This is a genomic window from Nonomuraea spiralis (genome assembly GCF_014648435.1).
Lineage (GTDB): Bacteria > Actinomycetota > Actinomycetes > Streptosporangiales > Streptosporangiaceae > Nonomuraea > Nonomuraea spiralis.
Genome location: NZ_BMRC01000012.1, coordinates 60,105 through 83,992, shown reverse-complemented (window position 1 = coordinate 83,992; position 23,888 = coordinate 60,105). Strand labels below are relative to the sequence as shown.

The following is a 23,888-nucleotide window of genomic DNA, read 5'->3' as shown; positions in this document are numbered from 1 at the left end:
GTCCCTGCCCGGGGTTCAGGTCAGCGGGGTGACGTCGAGCCGGCCGCCGTCGCAGACCGGGCCGGCCGCGAACGGCACGTTCACGTACGACTGCTCGTCCGGCGGGATGACCAGCAGGCGGGACGGGCTCGGGCAGTTCTTCTCGTCGCCGGTCTCGATGACCGTCCAGTGGAGCGACGTACGGGCGGTGGCGCCCGGTTTGACCGTCACCTGGCGCTTGGGGCCGGTGGTCCGGCGGACGCGGGTGCGGAGGGTGTCGCCCTGCTTGTCGATCATGATCAGGCCGGGATGGCCGTAGAGCGTGCAGGCGGTGCGCGAGCGGTTGGTGAACACCAGCGGCGCGTTCCGGTTGCCGGCGCCGGCGTCGACCGTGCCCAGGCGTACCTGGAGCTGGGCGGCCGTGCAGCGGGGGGCGGCGGCGGACTCGCCGGCCAGCGCCGGCGCGGCCCCGCCCGCCAGCAGCAGCCCGGCCACGATCGTGGCGGTGGTGAAGCGTCTCATGTCTTGTTGGACGCCGGGAACACGGCGAAAGTTATGACCGGCCCGCCGCGCGCGCCGGCGGGACCGGTCCGGGGGGCCGATAAGGCCAGTACGGAGGGGGTCCGATGGACCCCCTCCGCCCCGGCCCTCACTTACCCCCCGGGATTACGGGGCAGCGGCCGGATCGTCATCCGATCGGCTGCCACAGAGCCGGCACGATGTTGGGCGTCCAGTCCGGCTGCGAGGTGTGGGCGATCACGCAGCGGTAGCGGGCACCCTGGTAGGTGACCTCGTCGCCGACGTTGTAGCTGTGCCATTCCTGCCATTCGTCCCCGCCGCCGCCACCGTTCACCGTCAGCGAGAACGAGGTGCCGTGGCTGACGGCGCCGTTCGCGTTGAGGGTGATCGTGTACGTCTGAGCCGGCGTGCTGGACGACGTGGCGACCGTCACCGTGGACGACTCGCCCGAGTTGATGGACGACGGGCTGAACGTCACGGTCGCGCCCGGCGGGACGCCGTCGGCCGCCAGCGTGAGCGGGATGGGCCGGCCGGTGGTGACCTGCGTGCTCAGCGTGGTGGTCGCCGACCCGCCCGCCGGTACGGTCGCCGACGACGGGCTGACGGCGACGGTGAAGTCGCCCGTCGACGTGCCGCCCGTGACCGTGAGCGCGTAGCTGGCGGTCTGCGTCTGCGACGTGCCCGTGGCCGTCACCGTGATCGGGTACGTGCCGTTCTTGGTCGTCGAGGCCACGGTGAAGGTCAGCCTGGACGACTGGCCCGACTGGACGGTGGCCGGGTCGAAGGCCACGGTGACGCCGTTCGGCAGCTTGGTGGCCGACAGCGTGACCTGCTGTGGCTGCCCGCCGGTCGTCGCCGTGTTCACCGTGGAGGTCGCGGTGCTCCCGGCCGTCGCGGTGCCCGCCTCCGGGTCGAGCCGGACGGAGAACGAGTCGGGGTCACCCGGCCGGGTGACGGTCAGGGTGTAGGTCGCGGTCTGCGTCTGGGCCGTGCCCTGCGCGGTCACCTGGATCGGGTACGTGCCGGCCGGGACACTGGCCGCCGTGCCGATCGTCAGCGCCGATGACTGGCCCGACTGGATGGTGGCCGGGTTGAAGCTCGCCGTCACGCCGGCCGGGAGCGTCCCGGTCCGGAGCTGGATCTGCTGGGGGTTGCCGCTGGTGGTCGTGGTGGTCAGGGTCGAGTTGGTGCTGGCGCCCGCGTCGACCGAGCCCGACGCCGGGCTGAGCGCCACCGAGAACTGGTCGGGGATCGGCCGGTTGACGGTGAGCGAGTAGTTCTGCGTCTGCGTCTGGGCCGTGCCCTGGGCGATCACCTGGACGGTGTACGCGCCCGGAGCCGCGCTCGCCGCCACGTTGAGGGTCAGCGTGGACGACTGGCCCGACTGGATGCTGGCCGGGTTGAAGCTCGCCGTCACGCCGGCCGGGAGCGTCCCGGTCCGGAGCTGGATCTGCTGGGCGTTGCCGCCGGTGGTCACCGTGCTCAGGGTGGTCGTGGCGCTGCCGCCCGGGTCGGCCGCGCCGGAGCCGGGGCTGACCTGGAGCGAGAAGGTGTCGGGGTTGGCGACGCAGGTCGGGTCGCTGGTGCCCCGGACGCTCACGGCCTCCCAGGCGGCCTTGACCGCGTTGAACTCGACACAGCTGTTCGGGAACAGCGCCTTGGCGGCGTTGAGCGAGGCCACGCGCGCCTTGGCGTGGGTCCACGGCTGGGTCTTGGCCAGCAGCGTGCTCATGAAGATCTTGCCGGCCTTCTGGATGCCGATGCCGGTCACCGATGCCGGTCCGCCCTGGCAGATCGGGCTGCTCGGCTTGCCGCCGCCGGGGTTGTTGCCCTCGGCCAGCAGGTAGAACCAGTGGTTCTGCGGCCCGGCCGCCTTGTGCACCTCGGTGTTGGGGATCGTGGAGCTGTAGCAGTTGGGGTCGCCGACCTGGGACGGGTTGTACATGTACCGGATCGGGCCGCTTCCGACGAGGTTGACCTCTTCGCCCACCTCGTAGTCCGGCGGGTCGTTCGGGTTGTTGGCGAAGGCCTCGGTCAGCGCGCCGAAGATGTCGCCCGTGGACTCGTTCAGGCCGCCGACCTCGTTGTTGCCGGTGTCGCCGCCCGGGGTGTTGGTGAAGACGGAGTGGCCGAACTCGTGGCCGACGACGTCCATCGGGGTGGCCTGCTGGTTGCCCGCCTGGTTGTGGCCGAAGGTGGTGTACGAGCCGTTCCAGAAGGCGTTGACGTCGCTGAGGCCGACCCGGATGGGGAAGGACCTGCCGGTGCCGCTGTGGCCGTTGCGGCCCAGCCAGTCACGCAGCATGTCCCACTCGCGCTGGGCGGCGTACAGGGCGTCCACACAGGCCGTCTCCAGGTCGGTGCCCGACCCGTTGCCCCACGAGTCGGTGCTCTTGGTGTACGCCGAGCCGTTCTGGCCGCCGCACTGGAGCCCCGGCCTGGTGCTGTCCACCATCCGGAACGAGCCGCTGGAGCCGCTGGTGTCGATCGTCACCGTGCCGTTGTAGTAGCCGCGGCCGGTGCCCTCGCGCACCTTGTCGAACTTGTCGATCACCGAGCCGGTCCGCGCGTCCACGAACACGTCGAGGATGCTGGGCCTGCCGGTGGCCGTGCGCCCGCTGACCTGGAGCCGCCAGGCCAGCTTGGGGGTGGCGGTGGTCGCGTGCACGACCAGCTTCGCCGAGGTCGCGTCGTCCACGTCGGGCAGCAGGGCGCGGGCGGTCGCCGCCGCCTGCGCGGCCGTCGTGGACGGTTTCGTGGCGACCTTGATCTGCGCGGTCTGGCCGGTGACCACCTGCTGGATCACCTGTCCGGCCCGGTCGGTGCCGACGACGACCTCGCCGCCGAAGACGGGCAGGCCCTTGTAGGTGCGCTCGTAGGTCAGATATTGCAGGCCGTAGGTTCCGGCGGTGTTGGCCGACAGAGTGAAGGCGTCGCCGGAGCCCTTGTGAAGGCGTCCGGCGCCGGCGGCGAGTGCCGCGTCGGCGTTCAGTTTCGCGCGGTCGCGCGACTTGGGGTCCGCGGGGGCGAATGCCGGGGGATCGGCCTTCGCGACGGTGGTCGCCGCGGTGGATAAGTGAGCCGCCGACGCGGCGCCGGCGGCGCCCGTCATCGAGGCGGTCGTCAGGGCCACGGCCGCCAGCGCGGCGATCGTGCCCGACTTGAACGTGCTGTTCACTCTGGGTGACTCCTCTCACATGTCCCCGGGGGTGTGGGGATCAAGGAGCCCGTTTGGCCTGGGCTTGATTAAAGTTGTCACCCAGAGTCGTCAGGCGAACAGCTCACACTTTTCCATAACGCCACGGTATGCCTCACGCACCGGGAGATCTCGGTTCACAGATCCTTGATCTTCGTCATATGGACGCTGATATCCTCCGAAAAAGGGCGGGCTCGAAGGGCGGTGGGGCGCACGATGGCCGAGACCAGAGGAGTCCTGCTGCCCGCCTACGTGGCGGCGGACGAGTCCGCGTCGATGGGCCCGTACCACCACGCCCTGTCCGGCGGCCTGGCCTCGCTCTGCAACGGGTTACGCGCGGAGCCGATGATCGCGGCGAAGGTGCGCCTGGCGATCCTCGGCTTCTCCGACGACGTACGGGAGCGCCAGGGGCTCAGCGACATGCGCATGGTCGACCGGCTGCCGCAGCTCGCCGTCCGCGGCGCCACCAGCTACGGCGCGGTCTTCGCCGACCTGCTCGGCCGCATCCCCCATGACGTACGGATGCTCAAGAACGACGGCTACAAGGTGCACCGCCCGGTGGTGTTCTTCCTCAGCGACGGCCAGCCCACCGACGGCCGCCACTGGCAAGGGCCCCACCAGCGGCTCGTCGACCGGGAGACGCTGCCCGTCGCGCCCAACATCATCGCCTGCGGCGTCGGCGAGGCACGGGCCGAGACGATGTCGCGGGTGGCCACCCGCCGCGAGTTCGCCTTCGTGGCGCTGCCCAGCGCCGACATCGGCACGGCGATCGCGGAGTTCTTCCACGCGCTGACGGCCAGCCTGGTCGCCTCCGGCCGGGCCATGGCCGACGGCGCCCCGCAGCTCGTGGTCAACCGGCCCGACCAGTTCCGGCTGGCGATCGACGAGGTCTGAGGACGGGCCCGGACACGGGAGGGGACGTGCGGCAGACACCGGAGCAGACGGGCGGGACCCGCGCATGGGATCGGGTCGTCGTCGGCGTGCCCGGCCCGGAGTTCGAACCGGCGCCGCCGCGCCCGCTCGGGGGCACGTGCCCCGACACTGAGTGCGACGGGTGGTCCACCCCTGGGGTGACGCTGCGGTCGGCCTCCGTCCGGGGCGAGCGCCACCGCTACTACCGGCAGCCCCGCCAGGACGCCACCTGCGCCGTGGTCCACGAGGCCACCGGCACCGTGGCGTTCGCCGTGGCCGACGGGCTGTCCGGCGCGTCCGCCTCGACGGTCGGGGCGTCCGAGGCGTGCCGGGCGGCGGTGTGGGCGCTCCACGCGCAGCTCGACGAGGGCCGTCCGGCGCCCGACCTCGCCGCGGTCCTGCGGTACGCGGCCGAGACCCTGCACCGGCAGGCGGCCGCGATGCTCCGGCGCGAACCGGACGTGACTCAGGTCGAAGACCTGCTCGCCACCACGCTCGTCACCGGTACGGCCCGCCCCGGCCCGCACGGCGTCGAGGTCTCCCTGATCCGGGTCGGCGATTCGGGCGCCTGGACGCTCGACCCGGCCGGGCCCCGGTACCGCCCGCTGTTCGTCCCGAAGACGGACGGGGACGTGGTCCCCACCTCGGTCACCGCCCTGCCCAGGGTGCCGGAACGGCCGGAGCGGTGGTCGGGCGCGCTCGCGCCGGGCCAGGTGCTGCTGGTGGGCACCGACGGGTTCGGCGACCCGCTCGGCGACGGGGACGGCCGGGTCGGCGCGCTGTTCGCCGAGCACCTGGCCGCGCCGCCGTCCGCGTCGTGGCTGGCGCACCTGCTCGACTTCTCCCGCGAGACCTTCGACGACGACCGCACCCTGCTGGCCCTGTGGCCGCGGAACGAGACCCGGTGAGCCGTACGGACCGGGCCGCCCTCACCCTCGGCCGGCGGCTCGGGCAGGGCGGCCAGGGCACGGTTCACGAGGTGCCCGGCCGCCGGATCAACGGCCAGTGGGACGTCGCCTACAAGGAGTACGACCCCGGCGTCCTGCCCCACCTCGACGTCGCCGCCCTCACCGCGATGGCCGGGCTGATCGGCCGGCTCCCGGGCTGGGACGCGGCCTGGTTGTGCGACAAGACCGCCTGGCCCGCCGAGGTGGTCGAGTCCGAGGGCGAGGTCACCGGCTTCCTCATGCGCTCGGTGCCCCACCGCTTCTCCTTCGACCTGCGGACGTTGTCGGGAAGCGTGCGCAGGCCGGCCACGATGGAGTTCCTGCTCAACGACGACGCCTACGTCGGCGGCGTCGGCCTGCGCGTCAGCGACCGCGACCGCCTGCTCGTGCTGGCCGACCTGGCCGACACGCTGGCCCGCCTGCACACGATGGACATCGTCGTCGGCGACCTGTCGCCCAAGAACCTGTTGTTCGCCACGGAGGGCTCCCCGGAGTGCTTCCTCATCGACTGCGACGCGATGCGGCTGGCCGGCGCGGAGGCGTTACCGCAGGTGGAGACGCCCGACTGGCAGCTTCCCGCCGACGAGCCGAAGGGCACGCCGTACGGCGACGCCTACAAGTTCGCGCTGCTGGCCGTCCGGGTCTTCGCCCGCGACCAGAGCTCCGCCGACCCCGGCCGGCTGGCCGCCGTCAGCCCGGCGCTGGCCGCCCTCGCGGCGGCGGGCCTCCACGGGCCGCCGGACCAGCGGCCGCTTCCGGGGCGCTGGGCCGGGGAGTTGCGGCAGGCGGCCGGGTCGGCCTCGACCGCGCCCACCCTCGTACCGCCGCCCGTTCCGGGACCGCCGCCGCCTCCCGGCCCCGGCATGGCGCCGCGGCCCGCCGCCGGACTCAGCACGGGGATGAAGTTCGGCCTGGGGGCCGGCGCCGGGGTGATCGGCGTGGTGCTCGTCGTCCTCGGGGCGGTGGTCCTGGTCTCGGCGGTCAAGCGCCTGGACGGGGAGAGCCGCCTGAGCGCGGAGTCCTCCGGCACGCCGTCCGACGTCTCCACACCCTGGCCGTCGGTGTCCTCCGCGACGCCGGAGCCGTCGCAGGAACCCTCGCAGACGCCCACGTTCGAGCCTCCCACCGAGGAGCCGTTCGACCCGGGCGACCTCGACCGGCAGGACAGCGACCCGACCCCGATCACGCCGGGCGCGCTGCTGCCCCACTCCTTCACCAGCGCCAAGGGCGTGCGCTACACCCTGCGGTCGAGCGGGGTGGACAAGTGCCCGGACGCCTACCACGCCAGCAACGTCCGCGCCGTCCTGCGCAAGGCGCACTGCGGCAAGATGGTCAAGGGCTCGTACGTCAACCCGAACGCCCCGGCGAACAAGCGCATCATGGTGTCGGTGTGGGTCGTGCCGCTGAAGAACGACGGCCGGGCCGACACCGCGTACGCGCGGCTCGACGACGCCTACGCCGACGCCTGGGGCATCGTGTGCCCGCGCAAGGGGCCGGGCTCCGGGCTGTGCCACTCGACGAGCTGGAGCAGGGCCCAGACCTGGGGGTGGGTCGGCTACACCCACCGCTACCTGCTGCACACCATGGCCGTCTACACCAACCGCGCCAACGCCACCAGCACGCGGCCCTGGCTCAAGGACGCCTCTAAGGCGGCGTTCAAGGCGATCGGGCCCATGGTCTACCACGACACGAACTGACCCCGCTCAGTCGCGCCGGTTCAGCACCGAGTGCCGGCGCCCGTAGGCGAAGTAGATCACCAGCCCGATCGCGAACCACACGACGAACCTGAGCCAGGTCAGCGGCTCCAGGAAGGTGATCAGCCAGATGGAGAAGAGCACCCCGATGGCCGGCACCACCGGCATGCCCGGCAGGCGGAAGCCGCGCGGCAGGTCGGGCCGCCGGTAACGCAGCACGATCACCGCCGCGCACACCACCACGAACGCCAGCAGGATGCCGATGTTGGTCAGCTCGGCCGCCTCCCTGATCGGCAGGAAACCGGCGATGAGCGCCGAGCCGACGCCGACGATCCAGGTCACCCTGACCGGCACGTGCCGTACGGGGTGGAGCTTGGCGAACCAGGCCGGCAACAACCCGTCGCGGCTCATCGAGAACCACACACGGGTGACGCCGAGCATGAAGGTGAACATGACGGTCAAAATGCCGACGATGGCCCCGACCGCGATGACGGTGGCCAGCCCGGACAGCCCGACGGACGCGAACGCCGAGGAGAAACCGCTCTCGGGGTCGATCTCCTGGTAGTTCTGCATGCCGGTGAGCACGAGGCAGGCCAGCACGTACAGGACCATCGAGATGGCCAGCGAGTAGAGGATGGCCTTGGGCATGTGCCGCCGGGCGTCCTTCGACTCCTCGGCCGCCGTGCTCATGGCGTCGTAGCCGAAGACGGCGAAGAACACGGTGGCGGCGCCGGTCACCGCGCCGCCGAACCCGAAGGGGAAGAACGGCGTGTAGTTGGCGCCGTCGATGTAGAAGAAGCCCACCACGATCACCAGCAGCACCACCGCCACCTTGATCGCGACGACGAACGTCTCGAACCGGGCGGCCGACCGCATCCCGAGGTTGAGCAGGAACGCGATGAACAGGCACAGGATCACCGCGAACAGGTCGACGACGTGCCCCGGCCCGGTGCCGGGCGCGCCGAGCATCCAGGCGGGCAGGTCGAGGCCGAGCTGGCCGACGAGGAAGCCGAAGTAGCCCGAGATGCCGATCGCCACCACCGCCACGATGGCCGTGTACTCCAGCAGCAGGTCCCAGCCGATGAACCAGCCGACGATCTCGCCGAGCACGGCATAGCCGTACGTGTACGCCGACCCGGCCTTCGGGATCATGCCGGCGAACTCCGCGTAGGAGAACGCGGCGGCGGCGCTGGCGATGCCCGCGATGAGGAAGGAGATCACGACGGCGGGCCCGGCGGTCTGGTTGGCGACGGCGCCCGCGAGCGCGAAGATGCCCGCGCCGATGATGCCGCCCACCCCGATCGCGGTGAGCTGCCAGAGCCCGAGGACGCGGTTGAGCTCGCCCTCGTGCTCGCTGGCGATCTGTTCTACCGGTTTGCGGCGGAAGATCCCCGACCCGCCGCCGAAGCCTCGCGCTGACATCATGGCGAGGTCCTGCCCTGACAACATGCCCGCCATGCCTGACATGACGGAAGTCAGACGGGCCGGCCCCCAGGTGGACCGGCCCGTCCGCGACCTAACCGGCGCGTCCCACGGTGACCAGGGCGCGGGCCTCGGTGGCGTTGCCCGCCCGGTCCACGGCCCGGTACGTGATCGTGTAGACCCGGTCCCGGCCGCCGTCCCGCTCCGCGCGCAGGGCGAAGGAGGTGTCGCCGGTGCCGTACGCGGCGTCGCGCACGTCGTCCGCCATCTCGCCCCGCGAGCTGGTGATCGAGACCAGCGTGACGGTGACGGGACCGGCGTCGGACGCCTTCGGCGCGACCTCGACCGGCACGAACTTGCGGTTCGGCGGCCACAGCCGGCTCTGGTCCGGCGTGACGGTCAGCTCGGGGGCCGTCGTGTCGATCCGGACGGTGACCGTCCTGGGCTCCTCGACGTTGCCCGCCTGGTCGGCGCTGCGGAAGGCCAGCACGCTCTCGCCCTCGGCGTCCACGCGGACCGGGGCGGTGTAGGGCCGCCAGGGGCCCTCGCCGAGCCGGTACTCGGTGCGCGCCACGCCGGAGCCGGCGTCGGCGGCGGTCAGCACCACCTCCACGGGCCCGTCCGACCAGCCGGAGGGCACCCCGGACGCGGTCGTCACGGGCGCCTCGCCGTCCTCGGAGGAGTCGGGGGCGGAGTGGATCTTGAAGCCGTCCACGATGAAGTACGAGCCGTCCTTCTTGACGCCCTTGAGCGTGTGCGGGCCGGGCGGCAGGCCGGTCCTGCTGTAGACGACCTTCTGGTAGACGCGGGTGGGGTTGTTGTTGTCGATCGTGGCGTCGAGCTTGCCGTCCAGGTAGAGGTCGACCTTGCCCTCGTCGGAGTTGACCTGGGCGATGTACTCGACGCCGGTGCCGTGGAAGGACAGCTCGAAGGCGTCCCCGTCGGTCTGGGTGGCGTGCAGGTCGTCCAGGGTCGAGCCCGCGCCGCCGCGCCGGTCGTTCTTCCAGTCCCAGCCGCCGCCGGTGTAGGTGACGCCGGACACGTTGTCGATCGTCTCCACGCCGTACGCCCTGGTCAGGCTCAGGTCGGTGAGCGCCTGAGCGCGCCAGACCTTCAGCGGCACCGGACGTCCGGCGGGGGTGCGGTTGTAGACCTTCCAGAAGCTGTCGCGGTCGGTCACCTTGGTCCCGGCGATCTCCCTGATCACGTCCCCGGTGCGCAGGCCCTGCCCGTGGGCGTACGAACCGGCCGGGACGGCGGCGAGGAACAGGCCGTCGTAGTCGGTGAGCCCCACCGAGGACTTCACCACGTCACTGTGGATCTCGGTGGCGGTCGCCCCCATCAGCGGTTCGGCCAGGTTGCCGATCGTCATGCCGGTCTCCGGTTCACGCCAGGTGAGCGGCGGCGGCGTGGGCGCGCCCGGCTTGCCGAACCCGGTCATCGGGAACGGCTCGAAGCCCAGCGCCAGGGCGGGGGAGCCGGCCTTGAGCGTGTAGTCGAGCTTGGCCGGGTCGGCGTACGGGCTCGGCCCCTCGAACAGCGGGTCGGCCACGACCGAGCGGGTGTCGAGCCCGCGGGCCCGCCAGGCGGCGGAGATGTCGGCGACGGGCCTGCCGTTGTTCCAGAACAGGTTGTCGTCGTAGACCGTGCGCGAGGTGGACGGGTCGCTCTGGATGAAGTCGTAGGGGTCGTCGGTGACGAAGATGTTCTTCTCGACGACGTCGTCGTTGTTCTCGTAGGAGACGTGGAAGTGGCCGCCGCCGTTGACGAGGATGTTGCCGCGCACGGTTCTGTGGAAGCCCTCGCGCAGCTTCACCCCGCCGTTGAGCAGCAGGTTCCCGGTGATCTCGTAGTTGGAGGAGCCGTCGTCGAGGTCGATGTCCCATTGGGAGGAGTGCCGGATCCGGTTGTGCCGGATCTTCGTGGTCTCCGTCGCGTCGAGCTTGGCGTACGCCTTCTTCTGGGCGTCGCCGGCCGACAGCGGCCAGAACCGGTCGCGGCCCCAGGAGTTGATCGGCCCGTGGTCGGAGGTCTCCTTGACGCAGTCGAAGATGTCGTTGTCCTCGATGACGTGCCCGCCCCACGTGCCGTCGTTGATGTTGACGCAGGCGCGCGGGCCGTCGTGCACGGTGTTGCCGGAGACCGTGACCCGGCGGCTCATCGAGATCTGCACGCCTGAGCTCTGCTTCTCGAACCGCCCGTTGCGGGTCATGTGGTTGCCGCTGATGGTGATGTCGCGCGGGTAGTCCTCGGTCTTCGGGCCCGGCGTGGTGTCGGTGATCGTCCGCCGCATGTCGTCCCAGGTGGAGGGCTCGCGGACGGCGGCGGGGGAGCCGACCACCGCGACGTCGCTGGCCCCGGACTCGCGGAACTCGCCGCCGGTGACGACGTTGCCCTCGGCGTAGCCGTCCATGAACACGGCGTTGCCGCCGACCTGGTCGAACCGGGCGTCGCGGATGGTGATGCGCTTGCTGTCCTTCAGGTAGACGGCGCCGGCGCGGACGATCGCCCAGTCGCCGAGCTGCAGTTTCTCGTACGGGCGGCTGAACAGCGTGCGGTGGGTCTGGGTGAAGGTGAACCCGGTGAAGGTGAGGTCCTGCACCGGCGCGGACGGCGAGTCGCCGACGACGCGGACGAGCTCCTCGCGTTCGGCGGTCTCGACGCGGGCCCCGGCCAGGTCGAGCCCGGCGGGCGGCTGGAGGTACAGGCGGCCCGCGTCCTTGTCGTAGAACCACTCGCCGGGCGCGTCCAGCTCCTCCAGGACGTTCTCCACCATGCGCTTCTCGGGGTGCAGCCCGTCGCCCCGGTTGTTGTCGCCCACCCACTGCAGCTTCGGCTCGCCGCCGGCGCCGACGCCGGTCACCCTGAAGGAGTTCCCGCCCCATTCGCCCTGGTGGAGGCCGCGGACCAGCGCGGTCGTGGGGTTCTTCCAGCGGGCCACGCGGGCGGGGGAGATCGCGTCGGCGGCGTACCCGTCGAGCACCGTGACCTTGGGGTCGACGTTGGGGTAGCGGGCCAGGACCTGCCGCGTGCCGTCGAGGAAGAGCTCGTCGAAGTCGAGGCCGGCGCCGATGTCGGCGACCAGGGTGGCGCCCTGGTAGGGGCTCCAGGTGGGGGTCAGCTGCCGGCCGCCGCTGAGCACGACCCGCTCCCCGGCGGCGGCCTCGTAGACGGCGCCGGAGTCGGCGGGGGTGAAGGTGAGGGGCTCGGCGAGGTGGTAGACGCCGCCGCGCACCCGTACCCGGGGCGGCTCGGACGCGCCGGGCAGGGCCGCGCGCACGGCGCGCTGGGCACGCGCGATCGTCCTGAACGGGGCCGTCTCGGTGCCGGCGGCCTCGTCGTCGCCGCCGGGGGAGACGTGGAAGACGGTGCCGGCCGCGTGGGCGGAGGCGGGGGTGAGAGCGGTCAGTCCGCTCGCGGCGAGGCATGCCGCGAGGAGCAGCCGCCAGGGCTTGCCATGGCGCACAAGGGCCTCCAGTCGGGGGATGGCCCTCATTGTGGCCGCACCCCTCTTGTGAAGGCGATCACGTCAAGGTTACGTTTCATCCGATCAATCAATGACTGGAGTCTCCACATGAGGCGAAAACTGCTCTTAAGTCCCCTTTCTGGTCTCCTGATGGTCGGATCTCTTCTGGTCGCTCAGCCGGCCGCGTACGCCGAGGCGCCGCCCGCGTACGAGCCCACCACCGAGTCGCTGAACAGCCACCCCGTGCCGCGCTGGTTCGACAACGACAAGTTCGGCATCTTCATCCACTGGGGCGCGTACTCGGTGCCCGCGTGGGGGCCGCGGGGCAGCTACGCCGAGTGGTACTGGAACTACATGAACTCCCCCGGGAGCCCGACCAACGCCCACCACAAGGCCACCTACGGCCAGGACGCCGGCTACGACGACTTCCTGCGGCAGTGGAAGGCGGACAAGTTCGACCCGGACGACTGGGTCAAGCTCTTCAAGGACGCCGGCGCCAAGTACTTCGTGCTCACCTCCAAGCACCACGAGGGCATGGCCCTGTGGGACAGCAAGGTCAGCGGGCGCGACACCGTCGATCTCGGCCCCGGCCGCGACCTGGCCAAGGAGCTGTTCGCGGCGGCCCGCAAGGGCGAGGACAAGCTGAAGGCCGGCTTCTACTACTCGCTCTACGAGTGGTACAACCCCTCCTACACCGGACGCCAGCCGACCAACCCGTACACCGGGGCGCAGATCCCGTACGCGGGGGCGCCGGTCGTCGGCGACTACGTCAAGGACTACATGCTCCCGCAGATGCGCGAGCTGATCGACGGCTACGACCCCGACATCATCTGGTGCGACGGCCAGTGGGAGAAGCCGGCCTCCTACTGGAAGACCGCCGGTGTGATCGCCGACTACTACAACAAGGCGCTCAGGAGCGGCAAGGAGGTCGCGGTCGCCAACCGGTGCAAGATCGAGACCGGCAACCTCGACAGCCCCGAACTGGACTTCCAGACCCCCGAGTACGCCGTCAAGCCGGACATCGACCCGGTCAAGTGGGAGTCCAGCCGCGGCATCGCCCACTCCTACGGCTACAACCAGAACGAGCCGGAGGAGGACCACCTGACCTCCGACCAGCTCGTGGACTCCCTCGTCGACATCGTCAGCAAGAACGGCAACCTGCTGCTCGACATCGGCCCGAAGGCCGACGGCACGATCCCCGAGCTCCAGCGGCAGCGCCTGCTCGACATGGGCGCCTGGCTCAAGGTCAACGGCGAGGCCATCTACGGCACCACGTACTGGAACCGGGCCGAGGAGAAGGGCGGCCCGGACGACGTGCGCTACACCGTCAAGGACGGAACCCTGTACGCCACGGCGCTCAAGTGGCCCGGCGAACAGCTCACGCTCGGCGCCGACCTGCCCGTGGACCACAGCACCCGCATCACCATGCTCGGCTCCGGCGCCCCCCTGACGTGGAGCCGCGACGAGCAGGGCCGCGTGGTGGTGAACACCCCGCCGGAGACCGGCCGGCACGCGTACGTCTTCAAGATCGAGACGCCCGGCGTGCGCGGCCTGCTGCGCACCTCCTCCAGCCTGGCCAAGGAGGTCGCCCCCGGCGGGACCGTCAGCGGCGAGTTGACCGTGACCAACCCCGGCACCCGGCAGGCCCCGGCCACCGCGCTCACCCTCACCGCGCCGCAGGGCTGGACGGCCACGCTCGGCGCCTCCCGGGTGCGCCCGCTCGGCCCCGGCGAGAGCGCACGGGTGCCGATCACCGTGACCGCCCCCGCGGACGTCACGCCGGACCCGTACACGCTCGGCCTGGGCATGCGGACCGGCCGCATGACGACCACGACCGCCCTGCCGCTGCGGGTCAACCTGCCCAACCTCTCGCTCGGCCGGCCCGCCACCCAGAAGAGCACCGGCTACGACGCCCCTGCCTCCCGCGCCGTGGACGGCAACACCGACGGCAACTGGGGCGCGGGGACGACCACGCACACCGCCGAGCCCGAGCGGCAGGCGTGGTGGCAGGTCGACCTCGGCGCCTCCGCCCCGCTCGACGGCGTGGACGTCTGGAACCGGCTCGACTGCTGCGCCGACCGGCTGAAGGACTTCTGGGTGATGGCCTCCGAGCAGCCGTTCACCGACGACGACCTGGACCGGGCCCGTACCGCGCCCGGCGTGACCGCCGTGCACGTGGAGGCCCAGGCCGGCTCGCCCGGCACGGTCAAGTTCCCCGCGGGCACCACGGGCCGGTACGTCAGGATCCAGCTCGCCTCGCCGTCCAACCCGCTGTCGCTGGCCGAGGTGCAGGTCAGAGGGCGGCAATAGCGGAACGTACCTTGCCGCTTCGGGCCCTACGGTGAAGGAGGACCCACCGAGGAGGAATCTGTGATCGAACTGTCGTGGCCGCAGGTCAGCGCGAGGCGTCTGGAACGTGCGCACCTGGCCGCCCCCGCCGGGGACAAGAGCCAGGCCGCCGTCGTGGCCGCCATGTGCGGGGCCCACGCGCAGGTCATGTCGGCGGCCGAGCTCTCGATCGGCCTGCGGCTCGACGGTGTCACCCGCGCCCACGTGCGCGAGGCGTTGTGGGGCGAGGGCACCCTGGTCAAGACGCACGGGCCGCGCGGCACCGTGCACCTGCTCCCGGCGGGCGACCTGCCGATGTGGCTGGGCGCCCTGTCGTCGATGCCCGCCGGGCCCGGCCAGCCCGACGGCATCAGGCTGACGGCCGAGCAGACCGACCAGGTCGTCCAGGCCGTCCGCGACGTGCTGTCCGTGGCCGACATGACGATCGACGAGCTGAGCGACGCCGTCGTCGCGGCCACCGGGCCGTGGGCGGGCGACCTGGTCATGCCCGCGTTCCAGACGATGTGGCCGCGCTGGCGGCAGGTGATGTTCGTCGCGGCCCATCGCGGCGCGTTCGTGTTCGGGCCGGTCAGGGGGCGCAAGGTCACCTACCGGGCCGCGCCCGCCGCGCCTCTGCCGCCGGACGGGCGGGCCGGCCTGGTCAGGAGCTACCTGACGGCGTACGGGCCGGCGACGCCCGCGCAGTTCGCCCAGTGGATCGGGGCGCCGGTGCGGTGGGCGGCCGAGGCGTTCGCGTCGGTGGAGACCGAGGAGGTGCTGTTCGACGGTTCGCCGGCCCGCGTGCTGGCCGGGGACACGGCGGTGCCGGACGGGCCGCCGCGCGGCGTGCGGCTGCTGCCGTACTTCGACGCCTACCTGGTGGCGGGCCGGCCGCGCGAGCTGCTCTACCCGGGCCCCGCCTGGCAGCGGGCGCTGTCCGGCGGGCAGGCGGGCAACTTCCCGGTGCTGCTCGTGGACGGCGTCGTACGCGGGGTGTGGCACCAGCGGCGCTCCGGCAGCCGGATCGACGTCACCGTGGAACCGCTGGCCGGCCTGACCGCCGCGCAGCTCCGCGAGCTCGACGACCAGGTGGAACGGGTCGGGGAGATCCTTGAGGGCAGGCCGCGCCTGACCATCGGGCCGGTCACCGTGGGCGCGCACGCCTGACCTGGATTGGACGAAGTGTCCGGATTGGACGTAATATCCGGGACGTGATGGAGACAGATCACCGCGTGCGGCTGTGGTCGCCGGTGTGCGAGGCGGTGGCGGCGCTGCTGGCGCCGTACGCCGAGGTCGTCCTGCACGACGTACGCGACGACCGGGTCCTCGCCGTGTGGAACCCGATGTCCAGCCGGGGCCCCGGCAGCCCGTCGCTGCTCGGCGAGCTCGACCGGCTCGACCCCGCGCCCGGCGGCGTCTACGGCCCGTACGAGAAGGTGCTGGCCGACGGCCGCCGGCTGTCGTCGGTGAGCGCGGTGCTGCGCGACCCCGGCGGCGAGCCGTCCGCCCTGCTCTGCGTGAACCTCGACCGCACCCCGCTGGAGCAGGCGGCGGCGCTGCTGGCCGCCTTCGCCGCGCCGTCGGCCCCCCGCCCCGAGGCCCTGTTCGAGCAGGACTGGACCGAGCGCGTGCAGCAGATCGTCGGCGCCTTCGTCCGCGAGCACGGCCGGCCGGTCGAGCGGCTGACCCGCGACGACCGCCTGGCCGTGCTGGCCGAGCTCGACGGGGCCGGGATCTTCGCCGTCCGGCGCGCGACCGGCGTCGTCGCGGGTGTCCTGCAGATCTCCCGATCCACCCTGTACGCCCTGCTCGCCGAGCTCAGGAGGAGCCGACCGTGACCCGACTGCCCGACTTCCGGCTGGAGGTCTACTTCTCCCGCTGGGAGTTCACCGCCCGGTACCACCTGGCCGCCTCCGACGCCCAGACCATGACCATGGCCGAGCTGCTCGCCCTGGCCGACGACGAGGACAGGCACGCCTGGGAGACGTTGTCGCTCGGCTACACCGAGACCTTCGGCGACCCCGGGCTGCGCCGGGCCGTCGCCGCCACGTACGAGCGGGTCGAGGCGGACGACGTGCTCGTCTTCGCCGGCGCGCAGGAGGCCCTGTACCTGGCCATGCAGGTGCTGCTCGGCCCAGGCGACCACGCCGTGGTGGTCACGCCCTGCTACCAGTCCGCCGAGACCGTGCCGATGGCGTTGTGCGAGGTCACCGGCGTCGCGCTCGACCCCGCGAACGACTGGGCGCTCGACCTCGCCGCCGTGGCCGCCGCGATCCGGCCGAACACGCGCGTGGTGTCGGTCAACTTCCCCGGCAACCCGACGGGCAAGGTCATCCCCGCCGCCGACCTGGCCCGGCTGGCCGCGTTGTGCGAGGAACGCGGCATCCACCTGTTCAGCGACGAGGTCTACCGCGGCCTGGAGCTCGACCCCGCCCGTACGCTGCCGCAGGCCGCCGACCTGTCGCCCACGGCGCTGTCGCTGAACGTCACCTCCAAGTCCCTGGGCATGCCCGGCCTGCGGATCGGCTGGATCGCCTGCCGCGACCGCGAGCTGCGGTCCCGGCTGGAACGCGCCAAGCACTACACGACGATCTGCAACTCCGCGCCGAGCGAGATCCTCGCCCGGATCGCGATCAAGGCGCGCGAGCACATCCTGGCGCGCAACCGCGGGATCATCGCCGCGAACCTGCCGCGGTTCGAGGCGTTCTTCGGCGCGTACGGCGACCTGTTCGAGTGGCGGGCGCCCGACGGCGGCTGTGTGACCTTCCCGCGTTACCTGGGGGCCGACGGCGTCGAGGCGTTCTGCGCGGAGCTGGTCGAGCGGGCCGGTGTGCTGCTGCTGCCGGGGAGCGTCTACCGGTCGGAGCTCACGTCCACGCCGGACGACCGGTTCCGCCTCGGCGTGGGCCGCGCCGACCCCGGTCCCGCCCTGGAGGCCTGGGCCTCCTTCCTCGACGGGCGCTGACAGCCCGGACCGGCGGGGGTGTCAGGCGTCCCGTACGGCGGCCTCCACGCCGTCGAGCAGCACGGTCAGCCCGATCGTGAACGCCTCGTCCACCTTGTGCTCCAGGTACGGCTCGCCCTCGCCGGGCACGCCGGCCTCGCTCTCCACCCAGGCCACCATGGGGAAGCGGGCCGCGAAGCCCGGCGCGACCTCCTCCAGCAGGTGCGAGCGGGTACGCCACCACTCCTCGTCCGACACGCCGGTCGCCGAGGGGGCCTGCCGCGACTCGGTGACCGTCCTGGCCGCGCCGCGGACGAAGTCGAACACCAGCGACACCACGCCGCGCAGCCGGCGCGGGCGCAGCCCGGTCTCGCGCAGGATCCCGACCAGGCTCTCCAGCAGCTCGAACTCGTTGGGGCCGAGCACCGGGCGCGCCTGCGACACCTGGAGCACCCAGGGGTGGCGCTGGTAGAACTCCCACAGGTGCTCGGCCCACGCGGTGACCGCCGCCCGCCAGCCGCGTGACAGGTCGTGGGCGGTGGGCAGCTCGCCCAGGGCCTTGTCGTACATGAGGTCCACCAGCTCGCCCTTGCTGGGGACGTAGGTGTAGAGGGCCATGCCGGTGCGGCCCAGCCGTTCGCCGACCTTGCGCATGGACAGCGCGGCCATGCCCTCGGCGTCGGCCACGGCGATGGCGGCGTCGACGATCACGTCGACGCTCAGGCCTGGTTTGGGGCCGGGACGCGACTCGCCCGGCTCCTCGGTCCGCCACAACAACGCCATCGAACGGCGCGCGTCACCCTGCCCGGCGAAGACGACCACAGTACCGATCTCCCCATGCCCAGATCTCTTTACGGCATAAGATATCAGCGGCCCGCCCTGAGAGGGGTCGGTGGAGGGGACAACGGTGGAGACGTGACGATCCCGGCACCCGTCAGGCGGGCGCCGGGATCGAGGTGGGTCAGGGAGCCGCTCTAGACGCCGCCTCCCAGGCCGGGACCGGACTCGTGGCCGATCCAGTTGCCGTTGCCGCTGCCGGACCAGTCGTGGTGGCCCTTGTGGTCGTGGTCCCTGCCCCACGACTCCCAGGGGGCGAAGCCGTGGTGGTCCTTCTTCTTCTCGCAGGCGTCGGCGTCACGGGTGCCGGCGAACACGCCGTCCCTCGTGACGTGGAGGTAGGTCGAGTCGTCGTTCGTTCCGAGGCTGCAGTTGTCCGGGTGCCAGTGCTTCTCGTCGCTCCAGGTGTCGGCGCCGGCCACGCCGGCCATGCCGAACACCGCGGCCGCGACGAGCAGCGCACCGCCAGTGGCGATGAGGCTACCTCTCATGAGCTCCCCCTGTAATCACGAAGTGACATCGGCCATCACTATACGTAGCGATCTTGGAGGCCTTCCGCAGCGCCACACCAGGGTTGCCCCAACAGCGGGCCCCCGACCGGCAAACTCGCGTGCGCCACCGGCCGGACTTGTGCTGGGCCGGCCGGCCGCGGCTCAGGCGAAGAACCCGGCCAGCACCGGCGCGAGCACGCCCGCCTCGACGTCGTGGAACCCGCCCGGCAGGCTGCGCCGCCGCGCCCCCGGCACCGTCCCGGCGACCGTCCCCGTGGACGCCCGCAGCCTCTCGGGGCTGGCCTCGCTGTCGATCAGGAGTGTGGGCACGGTGACGGCGGCGTACCGGGAGAGCGTGTCCGTGCCGGTCACGCGCGCGTCGTAGACCAGCGTGGACGCCAGGGCCTCCAGCGCGGGCCGGAACGGCGCCCCGGCCATCGCGGCCACCACCTCGGGCGGGATGCCGACCGCGAGCTGGAACGCCTCGACCGCCGCGCCGCGCCGCGCCGCGCGCCGCCGCCCGTACGCCCGATCACGGCGGCCAGGTCGTCCACCTCGCGCGCCACGGAGTAGGCGTCGTTGTCACCGCTGTCGCCGCGCCCGCGCCGGTCGTAGGTGAGGACGGTGAAGCCGCGGGCCAGCTCGGCGGCCAGCGGCGTGCTCGGCCCGGCGCCGCGGTGGCACATGGCGCCGTCCACCAGGACGACGGCGGGCCCCTCGCCCACCTGGTCGTAGGCGATGCGGGTGCCGTCACCGGAGATGACTGTGTTCATCGGTATCCCTTTCCCGAATCGGGTCGATGCCCAACCGACGAACGGGACCCGCGCGGACAGACACCTGCGTTCAATCGTCGTCCAGGACGAGCAGCGACTCGGCGCCCATCGGGAGGTAACCCGCGGCGAGGAAGGCCCGTACGCTGGCGGCGTTGCCCGGCGCGATCTGCGCCCACAGCGGACCGGGAGCCAGGTGCCTGGCCGCCGTGGCCAGCGTCCTGCCGAGCCCGCGCCCGCGATGTCCTGGCTCGACCTCCACCGCCACCTCCCAGCGGCCCCCCACGCCTTGGCCCAGCGTGACCAGGCCGGCTTCGTCGCCGGCGACCCACACGCGGACGGCGTCGCGGTACCGCCGGGCCCTGGCCACCCTCGGGTGGTCGCCGCCGGTGAGCTCCTCCAGCGGGAGCGGGGGAGGGCCGGGAAGAGGGGCGGCCAGCGCCAGCAGGTCGAGGTTGCCGGCCCGCCGGCCGGTCGCCGCCTCCATCGCGGTCAGGAACGCCGGCAGCAGCGGGGCCGACAGGTCGCCCGCGGGCAGCCGGGCGTGCACCCACGCCGGATCGACGTCGGCGAAGACCACCGTGTGGGCGGTGAAGGCGATGATCCCCGCGTCGCGCTCCGACGGCTGGGGGAGGACGGTCACGGAGCAGTCGGGGGCGGGCGGGCGGCCCGCCGCCGCGTCCGAGAGAAGGTCGGCCAGGGTCTCCATGCCCCCCATTCCAGCAGAACGTTCAGGCCGGGGCCGTGCCCCCGTCGGAGGCGGACCGTACGGCGGCCAGGTAGGCGTGGATGGCGTCCCGGTTGCGGGACAGGCAGTCGATGCGCTGCTGGATGCGGCCCGCCTCCGCCTGCAGCAGCTCGGCCAGCTCGGGCGTCAGGCACTCCGGATGCAGGTGGATCTCGTCCGGCCTGGTCAGGAACGGCAGGATGCGGCGGATGATCTCCGTCGTGAGCCCGGAGTCGAGCAGGCCGCGGATCTGCTGCACCCGGTACACGGCGGACTCGGGGTAGTCGCGGTAGCCGTTGACGGCGCGTTCGGGGTGCAGGAGGTCCTGCTCCTCGTAGTAGCGGAGCATGCGCGTCGGCACGCCCGTACGCTGGGACAACAGTCCGATCTTCATGCTCTCCTCGGATGATTTGCCTTCACACTGATGTGAAGGTTTCAGCATAGGCGGCATGTCTCCTGCGAAACTCCCGTGGGCGGGACTGCTCGCGCTGTTCACGGCGGCGTTCACGGCCGTGATGACCGAGCTCCTCCCGGCGGGCCTGCTGCCGCAGCTCGGCCGGGCCCTCGACGTGCCCGAGGGAACGGCGGGCTTCCTCGTGACCGCCTACGCGGTCGCCTCCTTCCTGGCCGCGATCCCGATGACGGCGTTGCTGCGCGGGCTGCCCAGGCGGCAGGTGCTGGTGTCCGCGCTGCTCGGGTTCGCCCTGCTCAACGCGGTCACAGCGGTCTCGTCATCGTACGCGCTGACGTTCGCGGCCCGGGTCGGCGCGGGGGTGATGGGCGGGATCCTGTGGGCCATGCTCGTCGGGTACGCGGCCCGCATGGTCCCCGCCGAGCGTCGCGGGAGGGCCATCGCCATCGTCTCCGCCGGGATCACGGTGGCACTGTGCGCGGGCATCCCGGCGGGCACGCAGCTCGCGGCGGCCGTCGGATGGCGGGCCGCGTTCGGGGCGCTGTCGGCCGTGGCGGTGATCCTCGTGGGCTGGGTCCTGTGGAAGGTGCCGCCGTTCCCGGGCGAGCCGGCGGCGCGGCGGGTGCCGTTGCGGCGGGTCGCGGTCATCCCCGGCGTCCGGATCGTGCTCTCGGTGACGGTGCTGGTGCTGCTGGGGCACCAGGCGATGTACACGTACCTGGCGCTGTTCGCCGAGCACGCGGGGTTCGGGCGGGCGGGGACCGTGCTGCTGGTGTTCGGCGTGGCCACGGTCGCCGGGATCTGGGTGGTCGGTGCGGTGATCGACCGGCGCCCGCGGGCGACCCTGCTCGCGGTGCTGGCCGTGGTGGCGGGGGCGATGCTGGCCCTCGGACTGTACGCCGGGTCGGCCGGGGTGCTGCTGGGCGCGGTCGCGTTGTGGGGTGCGGCGTTCGGGGGAGCGCCGACGTTGTTGCAGACCGCGCTGATCGCCGCCTCCGGACCGGACAACGCCGACGTGGCGACGTCCATGCAGACCACCGTCTACAACGCGGGCATCGCGGCCGGGTCGCTCACGGGCGGGCTGGTGCTGGAGGGCGCGGGGGCGGGCGCGCTGCCGTGGGCCGCGCTCCCGGCGGCGGCCGTCGCCCTGGCGGTCGTGGCCGTGGCCCGCCGGCACGCCTTCCCGGCCGCCGGAACCCGTGCCGCTAGAACCCGTGCCTCGACAGCGGCGGCACCAGTTCGTGCTCTTCGTACGACAGATGGGACAGCAGCGCGTCGGTGAGCAGGTCGACGGCGGCGCGCAGGTCGTCCAGGCCGCCGGGGTCGCCGACGAAGGCGACCAGCGTGCGGTCGACCCGTTCGATGATCTTGTGGATCGCCTGGTGCTCCTCCTGGAGGCGGTCGAGCACGGGCGTCAGGCCCGGCTCGGCCCGGCGCAGCCGGGGGAAGAGCATGGTGTCCTCGCCGGTGTGGTGCATGGTGAGGAGCCGGCAGTACGACTCGCAGTACGCCCCCAGCGTCCAGTTGTTCTGCCGCATCGTCATGGTGGCGATCTGCGAACGGGCCGCGCCCGCGTCGATCGTCCCCGCGGCCACCTGCTCGACGAGGTCGCGGAGCTGGGCCAGCTCGGCGCGCAGGTGGTCGTGCACGTCCACGAGGTGCTGCCCGGCGGCCTGCTCCTGCGGGGTGTAACGGCGGCCGGGTTCGGGGTCGGGCGCGGTGGGCCGGGTGGCCTCGTCCCAGACCCCCGTCCCGGTGAGGCGCGCCGGGGCCTGCGGCTCCCGCGGTTGACCGCCCGTGCGCGCGGCGGCCACCAGCTCCCGTACGGCCGGGGCGGTCTCGGCGGCGAAGCGCTGGATCTGACGCGGATCGCCGGACAGCAGCGTGAAGACGCTCACACCGTGGACGAGGGCCAGCTCGGCCAACTGCTCGGCGGGCAGTTCCTCGCCCAGGTTGAGCAGCCGCCGGACGTCCGACGGCGACCGCCCGGCCTCCGTGGCGGCCTCGTCGATGACGGCGTTGCCCTCGGCGAGGGCGGCGACGTCCTTGAGGTAGGGCAGGGAGGGCAGCCAGCCGTCGGCCAGCCGCCCGGTGAGGCGGAGCATGCGCGGCTTGTACGCCCCGATCCAGATCCCGATGTCGTGGGCCGGTCGCGGGCCGCGCTTGAGCCCGTCCACCCGGTAGTGCTCGCCGCGGTGGTGGACGCCGCCGGGCGAGCCGGTGTCCCAGGCCGCGCGGATGATCCGGATGCCCTCCTCCAGCGCGGCCACGGCCTCACCCGGGGTGCGCCGGGGGCCGCCCATGGCCTCGATGGCGTCCTGGAAGCCGCCCGCGCCGAGCGCCAGCTCGAACCGGCCGTGGCTGAGCAGGTCGAGGCTGGCCGCGGCCTGGGCGAGCATGGCCGGCGGGCGCAGCGGCAGCGGGTGCACGTTGCCCGCCAGCCGGATGCGCTCGGTACGCGCGGCGACGAAGCTGAGCAGGGTCCAGGTGTCGAGGAACGCGGGCTGGTACGGGTGGTCCTGGACGGTCACCAGATCCAGCCCGGCGCGCTCGGCGAGCTGGGCGAGGGCCACGACCTCGTCCGCCCGCGCGGCCGCCGGGACGAGACCGGCGCTGAACATCAGGTCGTGACCGTAGTCGGGCATGGGGGCTCCCCGGGACAGATTTAGTTGGTATCGCGAACTGTTGGCGTCGTGAAGTAAATTAGTTCGTGATGCCAACTACTGTCAACTACACTGGCCGCATGGTGGCGACTGAAGCGCCGGGCCTGAGCCTCACCGAGGCGCTCGTCCGCCTGGCGCACCTGGTCCAGCAGGTCTACGGCGACGTCAGCAGGGAGCACGACCTGACCCCGCAGCAGGCCCAGCTCCTGTGCCTGCTGGTCGATGGGCCCATCGGGATGTCCGGGCTGACCCGGGCGCTGCACCTGGAGAAGTCCAGCCTGACCGGGCTGGTGGACCGCGCCGAGAAACGCGGGCTGGTCGCCCGGGTGCGCGACGCGCGCGACCGCCGCGCCTGCCTGATCGAGCTGACCGGCGCGGGCGCGGAGATCGCGACGCGGGCCCACGACGGGGTGGCGGCCCGGCTGGAGACGCTGGCCGCCGGACTGCCCGCGCGGCAGCGGGAGCTGCTGACCGGGGTCGTCGGGGCGATCCTGGCCGAGGACGCCGCCCGTACGGGCCGGACCTGGTCCCGTCCCGAGCCGGAGGGACCGGTCGCGGCCGGCGTCAACGGCCGGTGAGAG

At 72.4% G+C, this 23,888-nt stretch carries 20 protein-coding genes; 9 read left to right on the top strand and 11 right to left on the bottom strand.

Translation table 11 applies throughout. The annotated features are described in order from the left end of the window. Window positions 1-15: 15 nt before the first annotated feature. Window positions 16-501: a DUF4232 domain-containing protein gene (locus IEZ27_RS28495; RefSeq protein WP_189650072.1), complete on the bottom strand. Its 486-nt coding sequence runs from the start codon at window positions 499-501 to the stop codon at window positions 16-18. Window positions 502-667: 166 nt separating this feature from the next. After that, entirely contained in the window at window positions 668-3,676 is a 3,009-nt protein-coding gene (locus tag IEZ27_RS28490) for a M4 family metallopeptidase (protein WP_189650071.1), read from the bottom strand. Between the two features lie 234 nt (window positions 3,677-3,910). Between IEZ27_RS28490 and IEZ27_RS28485 the strand changes: the two genes are divergently transcribed. Genes IEZ27_RS28485 through IEZ27_RS28475 form a run of 3 tightly spaced genes read left to right on the top strand, consistent with a single transcriptional unit; the run spans window position 3,911 to window position 7,250 of the window. Beyond that, entirely contained in the window at window positions 3,911-4,588 is a 678-nt protein-coding gene (locus tag IEZ27_RS28485) for a vWA domain-containing protein (protein ID WP_189650070.1), read from the top strand. Window positions 4,589-4,614: 26 nt separating this feature from the next. Then, complete coding sequence (locus IEZ27_RS28480) at window positions 4,615-5,514, top strand: protein phosphatase 2C domain-containing protein (protein ID WP_189650069.1); 900 nt, start codon at window positions 4,615-4,617, stop codon at window positions 5,512-5,514. Continuing rightward, window positions 5,511-7,250 carry a protein kinase family protein gene (locus IEZ27_RS28475; protein WP_189650068.1) on the top strand — a complete coding sequence of 580 codons (1,740 nt, stop codon included), beginning with the start codon at window positions 5,511-5,513 and terminating at the stop codon, window positions 7,248-7,250. Before IEZ27_RS28480 ends, IEZ27_RS28475 begins: the two co-directional genes overlap by 4 nt. Window positions 7,251-7,256: 6 nt before the next feature. Here IEZ27_RS28475 and IEZ27_RS28470 read toward each other — a convergent pair whose 3' ends face one another. Continuing rightward, window positions 7,257-8,672 carry an amino acid permease gene (locus IEZ27_RS28470; protein ID WP_189650067.1) on the bottom strand — a complete coding sequence of 472 codons (1,416 nt, stop codon included), beginning with the start codon at window positions 8,670-8,672 and terminating at the stop codon, window positions 7,257-7,259. 91 nt (window positions 8,673-8,763) lie between these two features. Next, a complete protein-coding gene (locus tag IEZ27_RS28465) occupies window positions 8,764-12,135 on the bottom strand; it encodes an OmpL47-type beta-barrel domain-containing protein (RefSeq protein WP_189650066.1) in 3,372 nt (1,123 codons plus the stop codon). 150 nt (window positions 12,136-12,285) lie between these two features. On the opposite strand from IEZ27_RS28465, the gene IEZ27_RS28460 reads away from it, so the two are divergent. The 4 genes from IEZ27_RS28460 to IEZ27_RS28445 are packed head-to-tail and all read left to right on the top strand — an operon-like array spanning window position 12,286 to window position 17,428. Next, window positions 12,286-14,445, top strand: a complete 2,160-nt coding sequence (locus IEZ27_RS28460) for an alpha-L-fucosidase (RefSeq protein WP_189650065.1) — start codon at window positions 12,286-12,288, stop codon at window positions 14,443-14,445. Window positions 14,446-14,505: 60 nt separating this feature from the next. Then, a complete protein-coding gene (locus tag IEZ27_RS28455; protein ID WP_189650064.1) occupies window positions 14,506-15,630 on the top strand; it encodes a winged helix DNA-binding domain-containing protein in 1,125 nt (374 codons plus the stop codon). A 47-nt stretch (window positions 15,631-15,677) separates the two neighbouring features. Next, window positions 15,678-16,301 carry a helix-turn-helix transcriptional regulator gene (locus IEZ27_RS28450; RefSeq protein ID WP_189650239.1) on the top strand — a complete coding sequence of 208 codons (624 nt, stop codon included), beginning with the start codon at window positions 15,678-15,680 and terminating at the stop codon, window positions 16,299-16,301. Next, window positions 16,298-17,428, top strand: coding sequence for an aminotransferase class I/II-fold pyridoxal phosphate-dependent enzyme (locus IEZ27_RS28445; protein WP_189650063.1), 1,131 nt, complete (start codon window positions 16,298-16,300; stop codon window positions 17,426-17,428). The genes IEZ27_RS28450 and IEZ27_RS28445 overlap by 4 nt, the downstream gene beginning before the upstream one ends. A 21-nt stretch (window positions 17,429-17,449) precedes the next feature. On the opposite strand, the gene IEZ27_RS28440 is transcribed toward IEZ27_RS28445, so the two are convergent. From IEZ27_RS28440 to IEZ27_RS28420, 6 genes are all read right to left on the bottom strand, one after another. Continuing rightward, window positions 17,450-18,229 carry a TetR/AcrR family transcriptional regulator C-terminal domain-containing protein gene (locus IEZ27_RS28440; RefSeq protein WP_189650062.1) on the bottom strand — a complete coding sequence of 260 codons (780 nt, stop codon included), beginning with the start codon at window positions 18,227-18,229 and terminating at the stop codon, window positions 17,450-17,452. Between the two features lie 152 nt (window positions 18,230-18,381). Further along, on the bottom strand, window positions 18,382-18,735 hold the full coding sequence (locus IEZ27_RS28435; protein WP_189650061.1) for a hypothetical protein: 354 nt from the start codon (window positions 18,733-18,735) through the stop codon (window positions 18,382-18,384). Between the two features lie 162 nt (window positions 18,736-18,897). Beyond that, the gene (locus IEZ27_RS54170) at window positions 18,898-19,107 is read right to left on the bottom strand and encodes a hypothetical protein (protein ID WP_229824419.1); all 210 of its coding nucleotides are present in this window, start codon (window positions 19,105-19,107) and stop codon (window positions 18,898-18,900) included. After that, window positions 19,104-19,508, bottom strand: coding sequence for an alpha/beta fold hydrolase (locus IEZ27_RS28430; protein WP_229824418.1), 405 nt, complete (start codon window positions 19,506-19,508; stop codon window positions 19,104-19,106). The genes IEZ27_RS54170 and IEZ27_RS28430 overlap by 4 nt, the downstream gene beginning before the upstream one ends. Window positions 19,509-19,578: 70 nt before the next feature. Next, window positions 19,579-20,214 (bottom strand): GNAT family N-acetyltransferase, encoded by a 636-nt coding sequence (locus tag IEZ27_RS28425; protein WP_229824417.1) that lies wholly within the window; start codon window positions 20,212-20,214, stop codon window positions 19,579-19,581. Window positions 20,215-20,236: 22 nt separating this feature from the next. After that, the gene (locus IEZ27_RS28420; protein WP_125637809.1) at window positions 20,237-20,626 is read right to left on the bottom strand and encodes a MerR family transcriptional regulator; all 390 of its coding nucleotides are present in this window, start codon (window positions 20,624-20,626) and stop codon (window positions 20,237-20,239) included. Between the two features lie 55 nt (window positions 20,627-20,681). On the opposite strand from IEZ27_RS28420, the gene IEZ27_RS28415 reads away from it, so the two are divergent. Continuing rightward, entirely contained in the window at window positions 20,682-21,926 is a 1,245-nt protein-coding gene (locus tag IEZ27_RS28415) for an MFS transporter (RefSeq protein ID WP_189650059.1), read from the top strand. Here the strand turns inward: IEZ27_RS28415 and IEZ27_RS55315 are convergent. Then, a complete protein-coding gene (locus tag IEZ27_RS55315; protein ID WP_189650058.1) occupies window positions 21,850-23,289 on the bottom strand; it encodes an LLM class flavin-dependent oxidoreductase in 1,440 nt (479 codons plus the stop codon). The genes IEZ27_RS28415 and IEZ27_RS55315 overlap by 77 nt on opposite strands. Before the next feature lie 98 nt (window positions 23,290-23,387). On the opposite strand from IEZ27_RS55315, the gene IEZ27_RS28405 reads away from it, so the two are divergent. Then, the gene (locus tag IEZ27_RS28405) at window positions 23,388-23,885 is read left to right on the top strand and encodes a MarR family winged helix-turn-helix transcriptional regulator (RefSeq protein WP_189650057.1); all 498 of its coding nucleotides are present in this window, start codon (window positions 23,388-23,390) and stop codon (window positions 23,883-23,885) included. The last annotated feature ends 3 nt before the right edge of the window (window positions 23,886-23,888 follow it).

Bases quoted from the DNA above. Each gene is read 5' to 3' on its own strand.
- IEZ27_RS28495 (WP_189650072.1), bottom strand. From the start codon at position 501: ATGAGACGCTTCACCACCGCCACGATCGTGGCCGGGCTGCTGCTGGCG.
- IEZ27_RS28485 (WP_189650070.1), top strand. From the start codon at position 3,911: ATGGCCGAGACCAGAGGAGTCCTGCTGCCCGCCTACGTGGCGGCGGAC.
- IEZ27_RS28470 (WP_189650067.1), bottom strand. From the start codon at position 8,672: ATGATGTCAGCGCGAGGCTTCGGCGGCGGGTCGGGGATCTTCCGCCGC.
- IEZ27_RS28460 (WP_189650065.1), top strand. From the start codon at position 12,286: ATGGTCGGATCTCTTCTGGTCGCTCAGCCGGCCGCGTACGCCGAGGCG.
- IEZ27_RS28450 (WP_189650239.1), top strand. From the start codon at position 15,678: ATGGAGACAGATCACCGCGTGCGGCTGTGGTCGCCGGTGTGCGAGGCG.
- IEZ27_RS28435 (WP_189650061.1), bottom strand. From the start codon at position 18,735: ATGAGAGGTAGCCTCATCGCCACTGGCGGTGCGCTGCTCGTCGCGGCC.
- IEZ27_RS28430 (WP_229824418.1), bottom strand. From the start codon at position 19,508: ATGAACACAGTCATCTCCGGTGACGGCACCCGCATCGCCTACGACCAG.
- IEZ27_RS28425 (WP_229824417.1), bottom strand. From the start codon at position 20,214: ATGGAGACCCTGGCCGACCTTCTCTCGGACGCGGCGGCGGGCCGCCCG.
- IEZ27_RS28420 (WP_125637809.1), bottom strand. From the start codon at position 20,626: ATGAAGATCGGACTGTTGTCCCAGCGTACGGGCGTGCCGACGCGCATG.
- IEZ27_RS28415 (WP_189650059.1), top strand. From the start codon at position 20,682: ATGTCTCCTGCGAAACTCCCGTGGGCGGGACTGCTCGCGCTGTTCACG.
- IEZ27_RS55315 (WP_189650058.1), bottom strand. From the start codon at position 23,289: ATGCCCGACTACGGTCACGACCTGATGTTCAGCGCCGGTCTCGTCCCG.
- IEZ27_RS28405 (WP_189650057.1), top strand. From the start codon at position 23,388: ATGGTGGCGACTGAAGCGCCGGGCCTGAGCCTCACCGAGGCGCTCGTC.